This is a genomic window from Vibrio sp. RW (genome assembly GCF_027587105.1).
Taxonomy (GTDB): Bacteria; Pseudomonadota; Gammaproteobacteria; order Enterobacterales; family Vibrionaceae; genus Vibrio; species Vibrio toranzoniae.
Genome location: NZ_JAPPTM010000001.1, coordinates 88021 through 106608, shown reverse-complemented (window position 1 = coordinate 106608; position 18588 = coordinate 88021). Strand labels below are relative to the sequence as shown.

The 18588-nt window shown below is 44.1% G+C and carries 20 protein-coding genes; 7 read left to right on the top strand and 13 right to left on the bottom strand.

The annotated features are described in order from the left end of the window. Positions 1 to 267 precede the first annotated feature (267 nt). The gene (locus OCT63_RS00455) at positions 268 to 1875 is read left to right on the top strand and encodes a BCCT family transporter (RefSeq protein WP_269982985.1); all 1608 of its coding nucleotides are present in this window, start codon (positions 268 to 270) and stop codon (positions 1873 to 1875) included. A 206-nt stretch (positions 1876 to 2081) separates the two neighbouring features. Here OCT63_RS00455 and OCT63_RS00450 read toward each other — a convergent pair whose 3' ends face one another. The 3 genes from OCT63_RS00450 to OCT63_RS00440 form a co-directional block, all read right to left on the bottom strand. Next, entirely contained in the window at positions 2082 to 3008 is a 927-nt protein-coding gene (locus OCT63_RS00450; RefSeq protein ID WP_269982984.1) for a M14 family metallopeptidase, read from the bottom strand. A gap of 236 nt (positions 3009 to 3244) precedes the next feature. Beyond that, positions 3245 to 4273: a dihydroorotase gene (gene pyrC / locus OCT63_RS00445; RefSeq protein WP_060469325.1), complete on the bottom strand. Its 1029-nt coding sequence runs from the start codon at positions 4271 to 4273 to the stop codon at positions 3245 to 3247. Positions 4274 to 4465: 192 nt separating this feature from the next. After that, a complete protein-coding gene (locus OCT63_RS00440) occupies positions 4466 to 4624 on the bottom strand; it encodes a YqaE/Pmp3 family membrane protein (protein WP_004731890.1) in 159 nt (52 codons plus the stop codon). 219 nt (positions 4625 to 4843) lie between these two features. Between OCT63_RS00440 and OCT63_RS00435 the strand changes: the two genes are divergently transcribed. Further along, positions 4844 to 6730, top strand: coding sequence for a hybrid-cluster NAD(P)-dependent oxidoreductase (locus tag OCT63_RS00435; RefSeq protein WP_269982983.1), 1887 nt, complete (start codon positions 4844 to 4846; stop codon positions 6728 to 6730). Positions 6731 to 6830: 100 nt separating this feature from the next. Here the strand turns inward: OCT63_RS00435 and nadE are convergent, their stop codons facing one another. Next, on the bottom strand, positions 6831 to 7661 hold the full coding sequence (gene nadE, locus OCT63_RS00430; protein WP_161750204.1) for an ammonia-dependent NAD(+) synthetase: 831 nt from the start codon (positions 7659 to 7661) through the stop codon (positions 6831 to 6833). A 109-nt stretch (positions 7662 to 7770) separates the two neighbouring features. Between nadE and OCT63_RS00425 the strand changes: the two genes are divergently transcribed. Continuing rightward, positions 7771 to 8292 carry a nicotinate-nicotinamide nucleotide adenylyltransferase gene (locus OCT63_RS00425; RefSeq protein ID WP_161671749.1) on the top strand — a complete coding sequence of 174 codons (522 nt, stop codon included), beginning with the start codon at positions 7771 to 7773 and terminating at the stop codon, positions 8290 to 8292. Positions 8293 to 8318: 26 nt separating this feature from the next. Then, positions 8319 to 8804: a hypothetical protein gene (locus OCT63_RS00420; RefSeq protein WP_269982982.1), complete on the top strand. Its 486-nt coding sequence runs from the start codon at positions 8319 to 8321 to the stop codon at positions 8802 to 8804. Between the two features lie 204 nt (positions 8805 to 9008). Here OCT63_RS00420 and OCT63_RS00415 read toward each other — a convergent pair whose 3' ends face one another. Next, a complete protein-coding gene (locus tag OCT63_RS00415) occupies positions 9009 to 9635 on the bottom strand; it encodes an AraC family transcriptional regulator (protein ID WP_161671747.1) in 627 nt (208 codons plus the stop codon). A gap of 175 nt (positions 9636 to 9810) precedes the next feature. Here OCT63_RS00415 and OCT63_RS00410 point away from each other — a divergent pair, with 175 nt between their 5' ends. Then, positions 9811 to 10917, top strand: coding sequence for a 1-acyl-sn-glycerol-3-phosphate acyltransferase (locus tag OCT63_RS00410; RefSeq protein ID WP_060469331.1), 1107 nt, complete (start codon positions 9811 to 9813; stop codon positions 10915 to 10917). A 153-nt stretch (positions 10918 to 11070) separates the two neighbouring features. On the opposite strand, the gene OCT63_RS00405 is transcribed toward OCT63_RS00410, so the two are convergent. Next, positions 11071 to 11670 (bottom strand): hypothetical protein, encoded by a 600-nt coding sequence (locus tag OCT63_RS00405; RefSeq protein WP_161678622.1) that lies wholly within the window; start codon positions 11668 to 11670, stop codon positions 11071 to 11073. A gap of 121 nt (positions 11671 to 11791) precedes the next feature. Between OCT63_RS00405 and OCT63_RS00400 the strand changes: the two genes are divergently transcribed. Then, positions 11792 to 12091: a YnjH family protein gene (locus tag OCT63_RS00400; protein WP_269982981.1), complete on the top strand. Its 300-nt coding sequence runs from the start codon at positions 11792 to 11794 to the stop codon at positions 12089 to 12091. 39 nt (positions 12092 to 12130) lie between these two features. On the opposite strand, the gene OCT63_RS00395 is transcribed toward OCT63_RS00400, so the two are convergent. Further along, positions 12131 to 12430, bottom strand: coding sequence for a YfcZ/YiiS family protein (locus OCT63_RS00395; protein WP_060469334.1), 300 nt, complete (start codon positions 12428 to 12430; stop codon positions 12131 to 12133). 530 nt (positions 12431 to 12960) lie between these two features. Between OCT63_RS00395 and OCT63_RS00390 the strand changes: the two genes are divergently transcribed. Further along, on the top strand, positions 12961 to 13422 hold the full coding sequence (locus OCT63_RS00390) for a TetR/AcrR family transcriptional regulator (protein ID WP_060469335.1): 462 nt from the start codon (positions 12961 to 12963) through the stop codon (positions 13420 to 13422). Positions 13423 to 13652: 230 nt separating this feature from the next. Here OCT63_RS00390 and OCT63_RS00385 read toward each other — a convergent pair whose 3' ends face one another. The 6 genes from OCT63_RS00385 to OCT63_RS00360 all read right to left on the bottom strand — a co-directional run bounded on the left by OCT63_RS00385 (position 13653) and on the right by OCT63_RS00360 (position 18532). Continuing rightward, the gene (locus tag OCT63_RS00385) at positions 13653 to 14435 is read right to left on the bottom strand and encodes a heme ABC transporter ATP-binding protein (RefSeq protein ID WP_161678620.1); all 783 of its coding nucleotides are present in this window, start codon (positions 14433 to 14435) and stop codon (positions 13653 to 13655) included. Next, the gene (locus OCT63_RS00380) at positions 14435 to 15472 is read right to left on the bottom strand and encodes a FecCD family ABC transporter permease (RefSeq protein ID WP_269982980.1); all 1038 of its coding nucleotides are present in this window, start codon (positions 15470 to 15472) and stop codon (positions 14435 to 14437) included. Before OCT63_RS00380 ends, OCT63_RS00385 begins: the two co-directional genes overlap by 1 nt. A 103-nt stretch (positions 15473 to 15575) precedes the next feature. Beyond that, positions 15576 to 16466 (bottom strand): heme/hemin ABC transporter substrate-binding protein, encoded by an 891-nt coding sequence (locus OCT63_RS00375; protein ID WP_269982979.1) that lies wholly within the window; start codon positions 16464 to 16466, stop codon positions 15576 to 15578. A 148-nt stretch (positions 16467 to 16614) separates the two neighbouring features. Next, positions 16615 to 17028: an ExbD/TolR family protein gene (locus OCT63_RS00370; protein ID WP_017057961.1), complete on the bottom strand. Its 414-nt coding sequence runs from the start codon at positions 17026 to 17028 to the stop codon at positions 16615 to 16617. Further along, positions 17025 to 17726, bottom strand: coding sequence for a MotA/TolQ/ExbB proton channel family protein (locus OCT63_RS00365; RefSeq protein WP_060469339.1), 702 nt, complete (start codon positions 17724 to 17726; stop codon positions 17025 to 17027). The genes OCT63_RS00370 and OCT63_RS00365 overlap by 4 nt, the downstream gene beginning before the upstream one ends. Before the next feature lie 2 nt (positions 17727 to 17728). Next, positions 17729 to 18532 carry an energy transducer TonB gene (locus OCT63_RS00360; RefSeq protein ID WP_269982978.1) on the bottom strand — a complete coding sequence of 268 codons (804 nt, stop codon included), beginning with the start codon at positions 18530 to 18532 and terminating at the stop codon, positions 17729 to 17731. Between the last annotated feature and the right edge of the window lie 56 nt (positions 18533 to 18588).

Below are 18588 nucleotides of genomic sequence, written 5' to 3'. Positions count from 1 at the left end.
TTTATCTGTAAGTTCTAGTCTTTTTTTTATAGCGAGAATGACCATGGATGACAGTGCGCTGAGTGACTATTGAGCAAAAACTCAGTCAAAATACTTCGTGCTGTGCTATTATGCGCGGCCTGGGATTGAGCTATTAAGTCCATTTGTCGCCTCTCAAGGTGGTTTTTATCACGTTTATTTAAGTGGTATGGCGAGCCAATCAAGTAGTAGTTGGATATGGAGAACGTCCTTATATTCGTTGATTCGGATATGCGAACATCATAATTTATGAGTTTTAAATCAAAAAAATACAGTATCGATTCTACTGACTATCAAGTTGGTCAAGACAACGTCAGTAAATGGGGCATGGATGTCCATAACACAGTTTTTGTAGCCTCGGTTGGCTTATCTCTTCTCTTTATCATCACTCTTCTTGCTCTTCCTCCTGCGGATGCTAAAGCTGCTATTGATTCTATTAAGGGTGCTGTTCTATCAAAGTTTGACTTCCTGTTTATGTGGGGAGCCAACATCATGCTAGCGTTTGCTGTTGTTATCGCATTTTCACCGTTGGGTAAAATTCGTCTAGGTGGTGAAGAAGCGACGGCGGACTACTCAATGCCCTCTTGGATTGCGATGCTATTCGCTGCAGGTATGGGTATTGGACTTATCTTCTGGGGTGTTGCAGAGCCAACCGCCTTCTTCACGAACTGGTTCGGAACGCCATTGAATGCAGAACCCTTCACTGAAGCAGGCCGCGAGTTAGCGCTAGGCGCGACAGTATTCCACTGGGGTTTTCATGCGTGGGCTGTCTATGGTATGACGGCGCTTTGCCTAGCATATTTTGTTTACAACAAAGGCCTACCGTTATCAATGCGCTCTGTTTTTTATCCAATGCTGGGTGAGCGAGTGTGGGGCAAAACTGGTGATGTGATCGATGTACTAACCGTACTGGTTACTCTGTTTGGTCTAGCGACTTCATTGGGCTTAGGTGGTACACAAGCGGCAAGTGGTATCAGCCATGTGTTCGGCTTGGAAAATAACATCTTCCTTCAGCAAGCTATTATCGTGTTGATTATGGGTTTGGCGATCATTTCTGTTCTGCGAGGCATGGACGGTGGTGTTAAGTTCCTAAGTAACCTGAACATGGTTATTGCGTTCGTATTCCTTGGCCTTATCGCAGTATTGAACTTTACAACGGTGCTTGATTCAATGGCGACGGCAGTAACGGGTTACGTGAAAAACATCGTAGCATTGAGCCAAAGCTCTGGCCGCGAAGACACAACCTGGCTGCATGGTTGGACTGTGTTTTACTGGGCATGGTGGGTAGCGTATGCACCTTTCTTCGGTATGTTCGTAGCGCGTATTTCTAAAGGCCGTACGGTTCGCGAATTCTTACTTTGTGTACTAATTATCCCAACATTGGTAACGTCAGCTTGGATGTCTATTTTCGGTGGCGTGGCTATCGAGCAAGTGATTAATCAGGTGGGGCAACTTGGCCTTGACCAAGGCATCACAGACGTATCACTAAGCTTGTTCTACATGTTAGATGCTTACGAGTTTGGTAGCATTCTGTCTGTTATCGCTGTCGTGTTGATTATCGTATTCTTCGTTACAACGTTAGACTCTGGTTCTATCGTTATTGATGGTATGACGGCGGGTGGTAAACTTGAAGTTCCGGTGAAGCAGAAAGTAGTTTGGGCGGTTATTTCAGGTGCCATCGCGATGGTAATGCTATGGATTGGTGGAACTCAATCAATTCAAGCCCTGCAATCTATTACGATTATTGCAGCACTGCCGTTTACGATCATTCTTCTGATTGGTTGTGTGAGCTTGTTGAAAGGCCTACTGACGGAAGTGGGTAAAGGGCAGGAAACCGTTAGCCCTGCATCTGAGTAAACTGCGACGCAGAAATAAGCAGCTAACGCTTTAATTTTACTTAACATTATTTCAAAGCTCTCTTGTACTGTGTGCAAGGGAGCTTTTTTATGGTTCAAAGAAACAAGAAACAATAAAGATAAAAAGAGCCATAAGTGAATAGTCACTTATGGCTCTTTTAACTCTTACTCTTAGGAGCGAGGCTCTAGCTATTAGCTAATGTGCGCTTACGCATCCAATTCGTGCTGAATAACGTAATCTAAAGCACCAACAACAGCAGCAACTTGAGCATCGTTACACTCTTCGTCTGTCACTTTGTCGCTGTCCGGGTAAACCTCAGTGGTTGTACCGTACTTACAATCAGTCACACCGCCGCATAAGCCAAGCTTCTTCATTGGGTAGTTGATCACACCGTGTTGAGTGACGTCTGAACCAATGATCTTGCCTTCGTCATCTGCTGGCGCAATGTGGGTTACTTTTTCAACGGAAGCGATGATAGCTGCTTGGAATTCAGGTTGAGGGTTTTCAGTGTCACCCACCGTGTAGAAACCGTCTGGGATCATACCTTCGATGTACTCAATACCATCACGTGCAGCGAGTGCAGGGCGGAATTCAGTTTCATCAGAATCGGTTGTCTCGTGAAGATCAACGTGAACCAACACTTCTGGTAAAGATGCAACTAATGCACGTAGGTTTGCTGATTCTTCAGCTGGCGTACCGTCATAGAAAGAGCGGTTTGGATCAACAGCATTTGGGTTCCAGCGGTTGATCACTTCGTAACCCCAAGGGCTCACACAAGGTGCGACAACAATGTTGAAGTGCGCTGTATACTTTTCCGCTTGAGTAGCTGCGAATTTGATCGCGCCATGGACACCACTGGTTTCGTAACCGTGAACCCCACCCGTTACAAGAACGGTTGGTTTTGATGCGTCCCAGTTTTTGCTTTTGATAGCGAAGAGTGGGAAGCGAGCTTCGTCGTAGCTCAGTGCTCCGTATTGCTCGATGTCAAAGCGGTCTGCTAGTGCTTTAATCTTTGGTACGACTTCTTGTTGGTATTCACGCTTAACCGTTCTTTGAGCAAACCATGCTTGACGCTCTGCTTCTTGCCATTTTTTTCCTGGCTCACCAATAGGGTTGGTGTAAGTACTTTCCATTGTTTTATCTCTGTCAGGGACGTTGTGGTGAAGTGAGAATAATCAGCGCAGCGAGATCGTGCAACTTTTATTGAGTGAGTTTATGCTTCGAACGATTGGTATTCTAAATACTGTTTCTAAAAGTCGTTATTCTTGGAAGCTTTAGGCTGTTAAGACAACAAAAAACCCTTCACATATGTGAAGGGCTTGATAACTCAACAACATAATTGATGAACTGAAACAGCTTAAAACTCTGTTTACTTAACTGTCCAAGCAATCGTCTCACCGCCACGAATTGGCACCACGATGTCTGAGCCGAAAGGCATTGTTTCAGCAACATTCCACTCTTCTTTTACTAGAGTGATTGTATCTGTGTTACGTGGCATGCCATAAAAGTCTGGGCCATTGTGGCTCGCGAATGCTTCTAGGTTTTCAATCTTGCCTTCTAATTCGAATACTTCAGCATACAGTTCAACCGCAGCGTGCGCTGTGTAAGAACCGGCACAACCACATGCTGACTCTTTTGCGCCTTTCGCGTGTGGCGCAGAGTCTGTACCTAAGAAGAACTTCTTGCTGCCGCTCGTAGCTGCTTCTATAAGCGCCAATTGATGCGTGTTGCGCTTAAGAATCGGTAGGCAATAGAAATGTGGCTTAATGCCGCCAACCAACATGTGGTTACGGTTGTAAAGCAGGTGGTGAGCGGTGATGGTTGCCGCTACGTTGTCGTTCGCGTTCTTAACAAAAGTCGCTGCATCTGCAGTCGTGATGTGCTCTAGAACGATCTTCAGGTTAGGGAAATCGTTCACAATCGGCGCTAGAACTGTGTCTAGGAACTCTTTTTCACGGTCAAAGATATCAACATCGTGAGCCGTTACTTCACCGTGTACAAGCAGCAACATACCCACTTCTTGCATTGTTTCTAGTACGTGGTAGATGTTTTTAGCAGAGGTTACGCCTGAATCAGAGTTTGTTGTTGCGCCTGCTGGGTAAAGCTTAGCAGCAACGACAGCGCCAGACTCTTTCGCTTTGCGAATTTCATCAGGTGTTGTGTTGTCTGTCAGGTAAAGTGCCATTAGAGGCTGAAACTGTTCACTTGGCTGTTCTGCCATGATGCGTTCACGGTAAGCAAGCGCCATTTCGGTATCGGTTACCGGTGGGACGGTATTTGGCATGATTAACGCTCGACCATTGTAACGGCTGATATCGCGAACTGTATCTTTTAGTACGTCGCCATCGCGTAGATGAACATGCCAGTCGTCAGGACGAGTAATCGTAAGTTGTGTCATTGAAGGCTCCCACCAATTGAAGTGTTATGTAGTTGGAGCCTAAACTCGGCGAAATCTGTGAAAGCAATCGCTTACGTTTAGGCGACAGGATGATAGTGGAAAAGCACTTTCATTTCATCCTATTTTTAACTCTTCATGGTTAGGAGCTTGTTTTTATGGGGTTTTAATTCGCTATTTATTCCTGGATATGGGTTAGCGGGTGGCCACCCACAGGCCGTGGATCATGCCTGGTACCCAGAAGAAGAAAGTAAGGATGATGTTAATTAGTAAATCTTTACCCGCACCACGAGCGAAGAACACACCAACAGGTGGAAGCAGTACACATAAAATAATAATGACGAGTTTGTTCATGATAAATCCTTTTTTATTCAATGGCAGTTCAATGCGATAAACGTGTTCAAATTATAGAACGTATGGAAAGAGTTCGTGTATTGGTGTCTTTATGTATATAAGACAGTCGTTTAAACATCTCAATATATTAGCTTAGTATCAAGTGTTTAATACCTGCCAGTTTATCTATTTATAACCATTTGCTAGCATTGGGACAAACAACAAAACATTGGAATCGTTATGTCGCAGCTATCTTCAGGTCAAAGGGCGTTAGATCAAAGGGCTTTGGAGCAAGAGCCTTCTGATCAAGCTCCTTCTTTATCTCAAATTAATGTGTTTCCGGTAAAATCAGTGGGCGGTATCTCGCTCTCTTCTGCTTGGGTCGAAAAACAAGGCCTTACTTTCGACAGACGCTTTATGCTCGCATTGGCTGACGGTTCAATGGTCACGGCACGTAAGTACCCGAAAATGGTCAAGGTATCTTCAAGTTTGCAACCCTACGGTTTGATTTTTACTTATGAAGGCAAAGAGCCGCTGCGCCTAAAATATGCGAACTTCAAGATGCAAGAAGCGCCAGCGACCGTTTGGAAAGACAGCTTCACCGCTTACACCACTAACGATGAAGCTGACGATTGGTTCAGTGACGTGTTGGGTGTTCGTGTTGAGTTACTGTTCTCTGGCGAGCAATCGAATCGTGTCCGTGAAAAGCTCGGTCATAACGTGAGTTTTGCTGACGGCTATCCAATGTTAATAATCAGTCAAGCCTCTCTTGATGAGCTGAATCGTCGCAGCCCTGAAACACACTCCATGGATCAGTTCCGTACCAACTTTGTTGTTTCCAATACCGAAGCTTTTGCTGAAGATGGTTGGAAGCGTATCCGAATTGGCGAGGTTGAATTCGAAGCAGTGAAACCTTGTGAGCGCTGCATTCTAACCACGGTGGATGTTGAACGTGGCGAATATAGAACAACAAAAGAGCCGCTCAATACTTTCTCCACTTTTAGAGCCAACGAGCGTGGTGGGGTGTTCTTTGGTCAAAACCTAGTGGCGAAAAATGAAGGCTTAATCAAAGCTGGCGATGTGGTTGAGGTGCTCGAAAGCAAAGAGAAAGAGCATTATGAAGACACTTGGGTTGAGTCATTGCATCTAACGTGTGTTGAGCGCGAAGAGATCGCACGTGACTTTACAACCTTTTGGTTAGAGCCTGCGAAAGAAAACCACTCACTACCACACTACCAGCCAGGACAACACCTACCGATCGAAATGGTGATTGATGGCAAAAAAGTGTCTCGTCGTTATACGTTATCTTCTAGCCCGTCACGAGCGGGTCGTTTAGCGATTTCTGTGAAGCGAGTGGATGACGGTCAAATATCTAACTGGCTAAATGATCATTTCCAAGTGGGCGATACTTTAGTCGCGCAAAACCCAGACGGTGCGTTCTACTTAGAAGAGAATCCAACTCATTCATTACTGCTGTTGTCTGCAGGTAGTGGCATTACCCCAATGTTGTCAATGCTGCGTTATTTAGCCGACCACGCTCAGATTGATGATGTGGTTTTCTATCATCAATGCAGCAACGAACAAGATATCCCTTATCAAGCTGAGATTGATCAGATCGCTAGCGAACATGCAGGCCTACGTGTGATTTATTCGTTAAGTCAGCCAAGCAAAGAGTGGGATGGTTTATCAGGCCGTTTGAGCATTTCGCATATCGCTAAGGTTGAAGAGCTACATAAGCGCCAAGCGTTTGTGTGCGGCCCTGATGGCTTTATGGATAACGCAAAGAAGCTGCTAATTCAAATGGGCCTAAACCCTCAGCATTATCACCAAGAAGCGTTTGGTATCGCTCAGTCAACTGAAGAAGCGGTGAAACAACTGCAGTTAAGTGTGAACGGCTACTTATTCGAAGGTAATAACCAATCAACTTTGCTAGAGCAAGCTGAATCGGCGGGCGTGCCTATTGCTTCCAGTTGTCGTGCGGGTTTCTGTGGCGCTTGTAAAGTGACTCTTGAGTCAGGACAAGTTCACCAACCCGATGTGCCAGCACTACAAGAGCATGAACGGAACATGGGTCAGATACTAGCGTGTTGCAGCGTTCCTCAAACTGATATCGAAGTTGTGGATTAAAGACTCCTCAGTTCAATAAGAAAAGCACATTAAATAAAAAGGCCGGGAGTTCACGAAAAATGAACTTCCGGCCTTTTGATTCTGAGACTAATTCAGAAAATTAATCGTAGATCGTTGGGATTGGCTGACGCTTGTGCTGTGTCGCTTTGTAAATGCTTACTAAGCGATCTGACACGTCTTGAGGGACTTCTTTACCTTCAAGGAAATCATCAATTTGATCGTAAGAAAGGTTCAAGGCTGCTTCGTCGGCTTTCTGTGGAGCAAGCTCTTCTAGGTCGGCAGTAGGAACTTTCTTAACCAGTGTTTCTGGGGCACCTAGCGTTGCTGCAAGTTCACGAACCTGACGTTTGTTCAGACCAAACAAAGGCGCTAAATCACAGGCACCGTCACCGTGCTTAGTGTAGAACCCCGTGATGTTTTCCGCTGAGTGGTCGGTCCCAATCACAAGGCCGCCAACGTAACCTGCAATTTCGTATTGCGCGATCATGCGAGCGCGAGCTTTCACATTACCTTTCACAAAGTCGATTTTTGCTGAATCTGTTGGGAGCAAGCCTGTACCTTCAAGCGCCACGTGAGAAGCAGCATGAAGCCCATCAACACCTGCTTTAATGTTGACAGAAACGGATTGAGAAGGCTGGATGAAAGAGAGAGCAAGCTGAGCTTCGTCTTCATCTTTTTGCTCGCCGTAAGGCAGGCGAACCGCAATGAATTGGTAGTCGTTACTGCCTGTGCTCTCGTTTAGGCTGTCGATGGCCATTTGAGCCAATCGGCCACAGGTCGTTGAGTCTACACCGCCACTGATACCAAGGATGAGAGACTTGCAGCCTGACTGCTGAAGTTTCGTTTTAATAAAGTCCACACGACGAGTCACTTCGAAGTGAGGGTCAATTGAAGGTAGTACGCGCATTTCGTCACGAATTAACTGTTCCATTCGTATTCCTTTCCTGCAAGCAAATTAAAAATCTAGTGTTATCATACCTAAATCATCCGATTTAAAAACCTCTTTGCACAAGCATAGAAAGAGAAGGCAGTAATAAATAATGGAAAAAATAGCCATTTTCGGTAGTGCGTTTAATCCGCCTAGCTTAGGGCATAAAAGTGTGATTGATTCGTTGGCCCATTTCGACAAAATTCTACTCGTTCCAAGTATTGCCCATGCTTGGGGAAAAGAGATGCTAGACTTTGAGACGAGATGTCAGTTAGTTAACGCATTTATCTGTGATCTTTCACTGGATCAAGTTGAGCTTTCGTTGATCGAAAAGAGCCTATTTACACCCGGTGAAAGCGTGACGACTTATGCTGTTCTCAACGAGCTTCAAAAGTTACATCGTGACGCGGAACTCACCTTTGTTATTGGGCCTGACAACTTCTTTAAGTTCTCATCTTTCTATAAATCCGATGAGATTACTGAGCGATGGTCTGTAATGGCTTGCCCTGAAAAAGTCAAAATCCGCAGCACAGACATACGTAATGCGTTGGTAAATGGAAACGATGTTGCAAAACTGAGCACTAAGTCAGTTACAAAGATATTGCAAGATGGTGGGCTGTATCAGATAATGTGAGCTCATTAATAAGAGGTCAGAGGACTATGCTAAAGAGCACGATACCAGCGGCGTTGATCATAGCGACATGCAGTATGCCTGCGTATGCTGAATGTGATTTTTTTAGCTTAGATTCGATCATGTTGACCTCTGATAGTGAAAACAATTGTTTGGATTTTGCTACGAGTATCGAATCTTTTGGCCAACGTATGATGGAAATCAGTGGGCTGAGCGATGAGGAAGCGGAGAGTACACCTGATTATTGGACTGACTGGGTACTTCAAAGCAAAGAGGCACCATTTCTCACACAAAGCCTAGAATCAAATTACGTTGGTTTGGGTATGTGGTTTCCTGAAGATCTGGAAGACGAACAGTATGAGATGTCTACCGAAGAGTGGTTACTCAATCATGGTTTGCAATTAAGCATAGGCTTCGGCGAAAAAGTCCAAGGGCAACCTCGGATGCGTTTTGATTACCGTTGGCATGATTCAAGTGACGCCGACCTAATGATGCAAGTTGAGTTACCTTTCTAACGAATGAGACGACAGATTTGCTCTGAATCTTGAGCAGACATTAAAAAGTTAAAAAAGCCGCAAAACTGAAGTGCCTCCATAAAGTGGACGTTTCTGTTAAGCGGCTTTTTAGTTTCTTGTTATTTTGGGCTTGATTTACAGACTGGCTTGAAGTGGAAGTGAGTACTCTTAACGAGTGAAGGCGGTGGGCCCGCTTCCCCTTGCTTATAGGTATTCACCAAACACTAGCATGCACAGTTGTTCGAACTCTTCTTCTTTCCCTGAAAACAAGTCATCAATTACAAGCAAACGTTTATGGCCAGACTGCATGCGCTTCTTTGCTTCTCGCATCACCATTACTAAGGTGTGTTCTTGCGGTAAGTTTGAATCATCAATGCTCCATTGATTGAATCGCAGAGACAGGGCACTCTCATAAAGCAGTGGCTTAAACGACAATACCTCTTGTTTCAGTACAGAAAGCATATCTTTACATGCTTGATCGGTATTGTTGGCACTTGAAGCGTGGGACTTGGTCAGTTCCAACTTTTCGAGTAGCGCTAAAGAGAGGTTAGTTTGCGTGATGTAACCCGCTTGTCTTGGAAATGAGTCCGTCAAACGAACAGAGAAGTCAACACGGTTAATCTGAGTGTTTGGAAAGTAGGTCAGTGATGTTAAGCAGTCGTATGGAATCCAGATGCTTTGGCCTGGCTCAACGGCATACTCTTGTTTACCCAGCTTAATCAAAACCAAGCCACTTTGAACCGATACAAGGCTATGTTTAAGTACTTTCTTGCGTGGTGTGATCACCAAGTGTGAAAAGTAAGCCGATGTATATTCAATAGCGAAGTTCATAGATAGTACCTTAATTTTGGGGCGTCAAGATTACCGTTAATCTTAAAGAATGCCAACAGTAACAAGGGATTTTCAATATTTCTGGTCTGACCTTGTCAAAAGTATGGGCTCTGTAGCTGCGATAAGTCAAAACAACGCGTAGAATGAGCCAGCTTTTTATTATATGAATTAAAAAATGACCTCTCCAACCGATCCATATGTTGATATTCGTCCTTACGGCGATAATGAAATTCCAGCGGCATTAAACCGTCTAATTAATGATGAAGAATTTATCAGTGCGATTCTGCACTACCGTTTTTCAAACCATGCGTCTTGGTTCAAAGCATTAATGAGCCCCATTCTGCGTGTGTACTTAAAAATGAAATGGAGCAAGCTGACGAGTGTTGAAACCATTCAGATTGAAGTGAAAAAGTACTTGCGAGACACGCTAGCGAGAACTACAGATGGTGTGACGTACACGGGTGTAGAGTTATTGGATGCGAATCAAGCTTACCTTTTTGTATCAAACCATCGTGACATTGCAATGGATCCGGCGTTAGTAAATTACGCTTTGCATCAAAATAATCATCAGACTTGTCGCATCGCAATTGGTGACAATCTGCTAAAGAAGCCATGTGCGACGGAATTGATGCGCTTGAACAAGAGCTTTATCGTAAAGCGTTCTTTGAAAGGGCCGCGTGAAATGATGAAAGCGCTAGGCCAACTGTCTTCTTACATCAAACACTCTCTAGAAACAGGTAACTCTATCTGGATTGCTCAAAAAGAAGGCCGTGCCAAAGACGGTAATGATTTTACTGAGCCTGCAATTTTGAAGATGTTCCATGTTGAAGGGCGCAAACAAAAAATCGAATTCCCTGAATACGTTAAATCATTAAAGATTGTCCCTGTGGCTATTTCTTACGAAAACGATCCGTGTGACATGGCTAAAGCCGTCGAGCTTTTTGAAAAAGACGTCAACGGCAGCTACGAAAAGGGTGAGTTTGAAGATATTGAAAGTATCATTCAAGGCATCATTGGTAACAAAGGCCGTGTTCATGTTGGTTTCGGTCAGGTTATCGACCAAGATTTTGCGACGCCGGAAGCATTGGCTGAAGAGATCGATCGTCAAATCCACGAAAACTACAAACTGTTCCCAGTAAACCTGTTGGCAGCAGGAAAAGAAGATGAGTCGATTACTGCTGAAGTGAAGCAAGAGTTTGAAGAGAAGCTATCAAGCCTACCAAAAGGTGCTCGCCAGTACTTGATTGATAGCTATGCGAACCCAGTGAAGAATATTGGTTAGTTAATGCTCTTGTTGGTTTACGTATAAGAGATAGATAGTTCTAGCAGGTAAGTGAATAACTAGAGTTGCAAAAGGAGCTTTGAGCTCCTTTTTTGTTCTCTGTTCTTTTTGTCTGCTCAAGTATAGACCAAGCCCTTATAGCTTTAGCCTGAGCTAGCGAGCGACTGCGCCACCGAGTTCTAAGTTTGTTGGCCAAGTAGTAATGATATTCCCACCTAGATAAATATTGCCTTTGACTGTCATGGTGTCCGGAAACGCCGTAATAGCAGAGCCACCTATATATAAGTCGCCATCAATCACGATTCCGTTAGGTAGCTCTGTTAAGGGCGTACGAATTACGCTCAAGTCTCCTTTCACTCTAAAGCCATTCGGTAGCCTCTGCAGTGGGGTGTCAGTAAGGTTAATAAACCCACCCACTCTTACACCTCTTGGCCAGCTGGTTATTTGGCTACCAATCAGATCAGCGTAGCCTTTTATCTTAACCCCGGTAGGAATTCTGGTTAATTGGCTGTTAGATGCTTTCAGGCTGCCGTTCACTTCCAATCCTTTAGGTAGGCGAGCAATTGCCGTGTTTTCGATATTGAGATTGCCATCAATGATCAGTCCCGTTGGTAGTGATGTATAAGGCTTGTTTCGTAGATATAAGTTTCCGTAATTATCGAGATGGTTCAATATTTGAGAGTGATCGAGCGGTTCGGCACTGACATTTGTTATGGTTAAGGCACCAATAATAAGTGCAATTATTCTGAGCATAACGGGCTTCTTATTACGATAGACGTTAACACTATAATGGAAAAATTATTCTCGCACAGTATTTTACCAATTTGATGGTAGATTAAATCAAATCGTGTGGTTAAATAGTGAGAAGTCAACAATGGCAGGTAAATCAATGACTAGAGTAAAAAAACAAATATTTAAAGTCTTTCTGATCGTGGCTTCAACGTTTGGTTCAATGTCTGTGAATGCGAACAAAGTAATTTCAACCCCCGCAAAGGCTGCAGTATTGGTGACTCAAGGCGGTCAACAGCAACGAGTTTGTTATTATGATGATAAGGCTTATAGTATTGGTGCCGTGTTAGAGATCGGCGGAGTTGTGATTAAATGTGCGGTCGAAAATGATTTTGAGCAAAATGGTGCGCTTAGGTGGGTTGAAATAATAAAAAAAGACGAGTAATAAACTCGCCTTTTAATTATATGAATATGATTGCTTATATTAACGTGCTAATGAGCGTGTCTTAAGTTCGAAAATAATCTTTTCAGCGCTGACTTCAAATTTAAAGCGCGCTTGCAATTCAGTGCTCTCTTCTGTCATCTCTGACGCTTCAAACTCAACGTTGCTAGACACTTGCTTTGCCAACTCAACATACTTAGCAAACTCAGCTTCAATAAGGTCTTTGGAGTTACCGTAAACCGTTACTTCAGCAACGTCGTCGCCTTCTTTAATGATAAACCCGATTTCGCCTGCACAGCCGCAAGCCTCACATACATCGTTGTTGCCCATATCTTGGCTCATAAATAATCCTCTTACAAAGTCTGAGGTTATTCTAGCGAGCAATTTGAACGGTATCTACAAAAATTGAAACCTTTGAACTAATTCGTTGTAGTAGGCTATGTCGTTTACTTGAAGGCAAAATAAATATAAACATTTGCAATGAAAAATACATATGTGATCTTTATCATGTTTTTTTGAGGATTAATGTTATTAATTCGTCAGAATATCATTCACTTAGTTGCGCTAGAAATGATTTTATAAGACTATCTATTGCTTGATAGGTATTTATAAAATGAATTTTTCGTAGAGTATTTCATATTCTAAGTTGTTATTTAAAACTATCGACTTAGGGTAGTAAGGTGATTTTTGAAGAGCAATTAAACAAAGTGTCCACAGAGACATCAATGTAAAATTGTTCGTACAAAGTATTTGTGTGAGTTTAGTGAAAAATACTTGCGAAAAAATACCTTGCTCACATAATACTGATAACGATTTTCATTCTGACTTCAACTCATAGAGTTAGATGGATTTACAAAGAGAAGAGCCTGAATATGCCAAAGCGTAGTAAAGAAGATACAGAAATCACAATCCAGAAGATTATGGATGCCGTTGTAGACCAGTTACTAAGGTTGGGCTACGACAAGATGTCATACACGACGTTAAGTCAGCAAACGGGTGTTTCTCGTACAGGTATCAGCCACCATTTTCCAAAGAAAACAGACTTTACGGCTGCCCTAGACGGGCGAATCTTCAAAATGTTTATGGAACATATTGATTCCGAAAATGGTCTTGATGCATTCTCTGCAAGCTGGATTAAGTCTCTAGAAGACGCTGAATTTATAGCAATCTTACGTTTACTTTTCCATCATATTGTTACTGCTGAAAGTGCGCATGAGTTCGCTGCAAACGGTATTGATCGTCTTTACAAACTGACAGAAACTCAGTTTGGTGATACTAGCGGTAAAGAATTAGAGTGGCTAATTGGTAAATCATTGATCCGTATGAGTCGGTAATGATCATATGGATTCAAAGAAGCTCCCTGGGGAGCTTTTTTTGTGCCTGTTGTTTGAGTTCGGATGCCTCAATCTATACCACTCTCTTAAATCTGTTTTCTTCTCTTCAGTTTCCCTATGTTCTGGGATTTAAAGTGTTAATGTCAGGTGTGAGTAATCAAAGCCCCGAATGAGTCGAGGCTTTGATGAACCAATACTTTGGAATGGAATGGAATGAAAATTAGCAATCGTTATTGAGCTGGATGAACCTGAGGGAAACTCATGGTTGGGTGTTTTTCAACAATACTTCTGTAGCCATAGACATCTTCAATCATCGAGGGCTGAAGTGCCTCCCAAGGGCTGCCATCACAAACTAAGTTACCATCTTTCAATACCACGAGTCGGTCGGAATACTGAGCGGCTAGGTTTAGGTCGTGCAGAACCACGATAACGGCAGCATTGTGGTTGTCGGCTAACTCTCTCGCGATCTTTAAAGTGTTGTGCTGGTGGGCGAGATCCAGTGCTGATGTAGGTTCATCGAGCATTAAGATGCATTGGTCACCAGAGTGGTGAAGTTGGGTTAACACTCGAGCCAAGTGAACACGCTGTTTTTCACCACCAGACAGAGAAGGGTAGAGCCTTTCACTCAAGTGAGTCACATCGGCAACCTCCATTTTTTGGCTAGCGATGCTAGTGAGCTTTTTGTTGGACTCTTGCAGAGGGATACCACCGAGTTCGACGACTTCATGTGCCAGAAATGGGAAGGTCAACGTACTGTGTTGAGGAAGCATCGCTAAGTGCTTGGCTAACTTCTGTGAAGGCCACTTGTCTTTGGTGTGTCCAAAATATTGGACATCACCCGTGCTCGATATCTCTTGGCATAAGGCTTTAAGTAGTGTGCTTTTACCCGCGCCATTTGGCCCAAGTAGTGTGGTGACCTTTCCTGCTTCAATCTCAATAGAAACGCCATCTAATATCACTTTACTGCCGAACTTCACTTCGATGTCGGTCGCTTTTAACGCTGAAGGAAACATTAAAGGATTCTCCCTTTCTGTTGAAATAGAAGGTATAAGAAGAATGGAGCGCCGATAATCGCAGTGACGATACCCACTGGCAGTTCTGCTGGTGCAAGTACCATACGTGAGAACATGTCTGCGGCGGTTAATAGCAGTGCACCAAGCACTGCAGACAGTGGCAACAGAACTCGGTGATCAGGGCCTGCCAACATACGACCTAAATGTGGGATCACCAGCCCGATGAACCCAATCATACCAGACAAGCTAACCGTAATTCCGACACCAGCAGCCGTGAGGAGAATCAGCTTTCGTTTGAGCTTTTGTACAGGAATACCAAGATGCTGCGCTTCTGACTCACCTAATAACAAAGCATTTAGCGACATCGCTTGACGGTAGAACACAACAAATAATCCAACGAGAGCCACAGCTGCAAGTAAAATGCCTGACCATTTTGCGCCTGCCAATGAGCCCATCGACCACAGTGAAAGATCACGCAGCATTTGATCATCAGCAATGAAGTTTAAGAATCCAATACCAGCTGCTGATAGCGCGCTTATTGCTACACCTGCTAGCAACATGATGGTCACTGAAGTACCGAATTTGCCAGTACCAAGTTTGTAAACCAGCAGCGTGGTTAATGCGCCGCCCAGAAAGGCGAAAACAGGCACGGCCATAAAATTCATGAAGGCCGGGTATTGAAGTGAAAGCTCAGAGAAAAGAACGATAGCCAGTGCAGCGCCTAATGCTGCGCCCGCTGACACGCCGATGATCCCAGGCTCGGCAAGTGGGTTTCGAAACAAACCCTGCATGACCGCGCCACACAAAGCGAGGATTGCGCCAATCAGCATGCACAAGATGGTTCTAGGTAAGCGAATTTCTTGAATGACTAAGTTGATGTGAGGTGCTAAGTCATTGTTTGGTAGAATTAAGCTTGTGGCGCTGTCCGCTAAGCTAATGTTCATTGGCCCAACAGTGATCGAGTACAGCGCGACAAAGGCTAGGGTAGCACCTAGGCCTAACATCGATGTTTTCAGTGGGACGGATCGTAACAACATAAAGGGCCTCAATATACATTACCCGCTTTAATACTCCTCACCGGCTCACGAAAAGTGAGTTGGCGATGAGTATTAAGCAAGCAATAGGAATAGGGTTGTCGAGTTAGAGTGGGTAGATAAGGGCGTTCAATCTCTTTGCTTCGGAAAGGCTCTCAAGGCCAAGTCCTCCAACCAAAGCACTGCCATTTACGGTAATGATTTGCTTGTTCATTCCAGCAGGAGTCGCCGCGAGCATAGGGAGTGATTTAAGGATGGCATCTGCACCGCCCATTTTTTGATAGCTACGACCACTCACCAAAATGACATCAGGTTGCATCTCAACGAGTGATTCCATTGACAATGGTTTGTAAGACGTCAGGCTTTTAGCTGCAGGGTTGATACCACCAGCTAATTCAATGATCGTATTTGGTGACGTTTCACCACCGGCAACGTTCGCATTACGGCCTTCATGCAGTAGTAGGAACAGGACTTTTTTTGTTTCGTTGCTGGGTCTTTGGTTTTCTTTTAGTGCCGCAACCTTCTGATTTACTTCTGCTTTAATTTGTTCTGATTGATCTTCGGTATGGGTAATCTTGGCGATTTGATCGATACGCTTTAATAGCCCTTCAACGTTTGCTTCGGTGTTAACAATCTCGACATCGACACCTGCAGACCTCAATTGAGAAATCGCATTGTCTGGCCCCATTTCATCTGAACCAATCAGTGTGGTTGGTTCAAGAGCTAGCAAGCCTTCAGCAGACAAGTTTCTGTGGTAGCCAATCTGTGGTAGATTTTCGGACTGAGGGAAGCGACTGGTCACATCAATACCCACCAATTGTTCTTCTGCACCAAGCGCCAAAACTAATTCTGTAACGGCACTACCTGCACTGATGATGCGAGGTTGCTCAACGTCGTTTGCCATCGCGGTTGGCGCAGTCAATGCCAAGCTCATAGCCGCCACTGAAAGGAGATGTGTCTTGGTCTTTAATTTATTGAGCAGGTTTAAGTTGTTCATAATAAGTTCTTTATATTTTCTTTTTGTATCGCGAAGATACTCAGTGAGCAGTCCGTTCGCATTGTGAGTTCGAGTCGATAGAGAGGCTTAGCTCTGATTGTTTAGTCTTATCGGTCAGAAGCCAAACCTCGTGAAAATTGAGTGTTGTCTAACCATCATCAGTCAGTAATTGGGTCGCAGCTATTCCGTTTTCTTGCAGGAACGACAGCAACTTAACTAGGTTCTCAACGTTGGCGGCTTTATCGGCGCCAATGGTGATCGGCTTTTTATCCGTTGAACCAGTCTCTTCTAGCAATGCAATTTTGAAGTTTTCCCAGTCGATATATTCTTGGCCGTTAATACCCCAATAAGGTTCGTGGTCTAAAATATTGACGTTAATCGAATCTTTATGGACCTCGGAAACGTTTTTAATATCAGAACTAGGCAGTTCAACTTCTAGTGATTCCAGCTTTACTGATGCCGTAAGCAGTAGAAAAACCATGACGATAAATATGATGTCGAGTAGCGGTGTTAAATCTGGCGCTAAACTCTGTGTATAAGATGATTGAGGCGTTTTAATCATGCTTGACTCACATCACCAACAGCGACTTTGTTTACTGGCTTGCCTTTAGCATCGTCTGATGGATTTGCTTGAATCGACATACCTTCTAGCCACACATTCACATAGTTCAGAGTATGTTCTAGTTGAGCGAGCACTCGATCGGCCCAAAGGCCTAATAGTTGTGCGCCTGAAATCGCCGGAAGCGCGATCATCAAGCCAGCTGCAGTGGTTCTCATAGCCAAGCCTAATCCGTCTGCTAGATCGTTTGGTGTAATACTCCCGGTCGTAGCTGCAATGCCTTTGAACATTTCAATCAGTCCAAGTACCGTACCAAGCAGTCCGACTAGTGGGCTGATCACGCCGATCAACCCAAGGAGCCTTAAGCCAGCATGAAGCTGGTGGCGTTTTTCTTGTAGCCAGATCCCTGCCGCATCTTCACGTAACCCTTTTGAGAAAGAGTGGTGAGCAAGCAACATCGAGACGCCCTTGTACAGTAGCGGTCGTTTACCTGAAATCGACTGAGCGAGCGCTTCGATCTCTTTGCTGTTGGTTGGTGAGATCTGGTTGAGCTCGCGACGAATGGCGCGTTTGCCAACACCAATGCTTAGCATCACTTGAAAGATACGCTCAGCGATGATCATTGCGGTAAGGGCTGAACAGATAAGAAGAGGCCAAGTCATTAAGCCCAGTTGTTCTTGTAAATAACTGATTTGTTGCATAATTATTCCAATTTAAAACGAACGGGTAGTTGTACGCGGTGAGCAATAGCTCTACCATTGACAGTGTGAGGTGAAAATTTCCATTGTTTAATGGCGTCTAAAGCGGCGTTGTCGAGTATTAGCAGGCCTGATGAATTGATTAATGCTTGTTTAATTTGTTTACCTTCTGCATCCAACCAAACCTCATAAATAGCGACCCCTTCAATACCACGACGTACTGCCTGTCTAGGGTAGTTCGGCGGTGTAGGGCGTTCAGAGAAAGAAGGCTTAGTCACTAGCACCGGCTCTTGGTTTGATACGCCTTGGTTTACTTCCCGAGGTTGGCTCGCAGACTCGTTCATATTCTTATCTACTTTCTTGTCGGCCAGCTTCTCTGGTTGAGTGGCTGGTTGTGGGCGTTCTTTCTTCACGACCTTTTTCTCAGTCACCGGTTTTTTTTGAACCGGCTTTTTCTCGACTTTCTTTTCCACAACCTTTTTCTCTACTTTCTTGGGTTGAGGCTTATTGGTGATCGCTTTTTTCTTTGGTGTAGGTTTGGCTTGCTTTGTTTCAACGGCCTTTGGTTCGACAGGTTTAGGTTCTGCTTGTGAGACCGTTTTTTGGGGTGGTTCTGATTCAACCGGTTCTGTAACGGTTTTTTGCTGAGCTTGAGAAGGCGTGCTCTTTGGAGTGAAGTTGATCGATACCGTGTTCGATTGGCTACCTGCAGGCATGGCAAATACTTTGGACTCTTGAGCAACAAATAATAGCGCCGCATGAATCACTAACGATGCACCGCCGGCAATAACATATCTAGGAACGTTCACATTCAATCCTTAATCCACTCCAAAATCTGTATCGGATTATTGCTTACAATCTAAAT

Excerpts from the sequence above, each read along its gene's own strand:
- OCT63_RS00455 (WP_269982985.1), top strand. The coding sequence starts at position 268 with ATGAGTTTTAAATCAAAAAAATACAGTATCGATTCTACTGACTATCAA.
- OCT63_RS00450 (WP_269982984.1), bottom strand. The coding sequence starts at position 3,008 with ATGGAAAGTACTTACACCAACCCTATTGGTGAGCCAGGAAAAAAATGG.
- pyrC (WP_060469325.1), bottom strand. The coding sequence starts at position 4,273 with ATGACACAACTTACGATTACTCGTCCTGACGACTGGCATGTTCATCTA.
- OCT63_RS00440 (WP_004731890.1), bottom strand. The coding sequence starts at position 4,624 with ATGAACAAACTCGTCATTATTATTTTATGTGTACTGCTTCCACCTGTT.
- OCT63_RS00435 (WP_269982983.1), top strand. The coding sequence starts at position 4,844 with ATGTCGCAGCTATCTTCAGGTCAAAGGGCGTTAGATCAAAGGGCTTTG.
- nadE (WP_161750204.1), bottom strand. The coding sequence starts at position 7,661 with ATGGAACAGTTAATTCGTGACGAAATGCGCGTACTACCTTCAATTGAC.
- OCT63_RS00425 (WP_161671749.1), top strand. The coding sequence starts at position 7,771 with ATGGAAAAAATAGCCATTTTCGGTAGTGCGTTTAATCCGCCTAGCTTA.
- OCT63_RS00420 (WP_269982982.1), top strand. The coding sequence starts at position 8,319 with ATGCTAAAGAGCACGATACCAGCGGCGTTGATCATAGCGACATGCAGT.
- OCT63_RS00415 (WP_161671747.1), bottom strand. The coding sequence starts at position 9,635 with ATGAACTTCGCTATTGAATATACATCGGCTTACTTTTCACACTTGGTG.
- OCT63_RS00410 (WP_060469331.1), top strand. The coding sequence starts at position 9,811 with ATGACCTCTCCAACCGATCCATATGTTGATATTCGTCCTTACGGCGAT.
- OCT63_RS00405 (WP_161678622.1), bottom strand. The coding sequence starts at position 11,670 with ATGCTCAGAATAATTGCACTTATTATTGGTGCCTTAACCATAACAAAT.
- OCT63_RS00400 (WP_269982981.1), top strand. The coding sequence starts at position 11,792 with ATGGCAGGTAAATCAATGACTAGAGTAAAAAAACAAATATTTAAAGTC.
- OCT63_RS00395 (WP_060469334.1), bottom strand. The coding sequence starts at position 12,430 with ATGAGCCAAGATATGGGCAACAACGATGTATGTGAGGCTTGCGGCTGT.
- OCT63_RS00390 (WP_060469335.1), top strand. The coding sequence starts at position 12,961 with ATGCCAAAGCGTAGTAAAGAAGATACAGAAATCACAATCCAGAAGATT.
- OCT63_RS00385 (WP_161678620.1), bottom strand. The coding sequence starts at position 14,435 with ATGTTTCCTTCAGCGTTAAAAGCGACCGACATCGAAGTGAAGTTCGGC.
- OCT63_RS00380 (WP_269982980.1), bottom strand. The coding sequence starts at position 15,472 with ATGTTGTTACGATCCGTCCCACTGAAAACATCGATGTTAGGCCTAGGT.
- OCT63_RS00375 (WP_269982979.1), bottom strand. The coding sequence starts at position 16,466 with ATGAACAACTTAAACCTGCTCAATAAATTAAAGACCAAGACACATCTC.
- OCT63_RS00370 (WP_017057961.1), bottom strand. The coding sequence starts at position 17,028 with ATGATTAAAACGCCTCAATCATCTTATACACAGAGTTTAGCGCCAGAT.
- OCT63_RS00365 (WP_060469339.1), bottom strand. The coding sequence starts at position 17,726 with ATGCAACAAATCAGTTATTTACAAGAACAACTGGGCTTAATGACTTGG.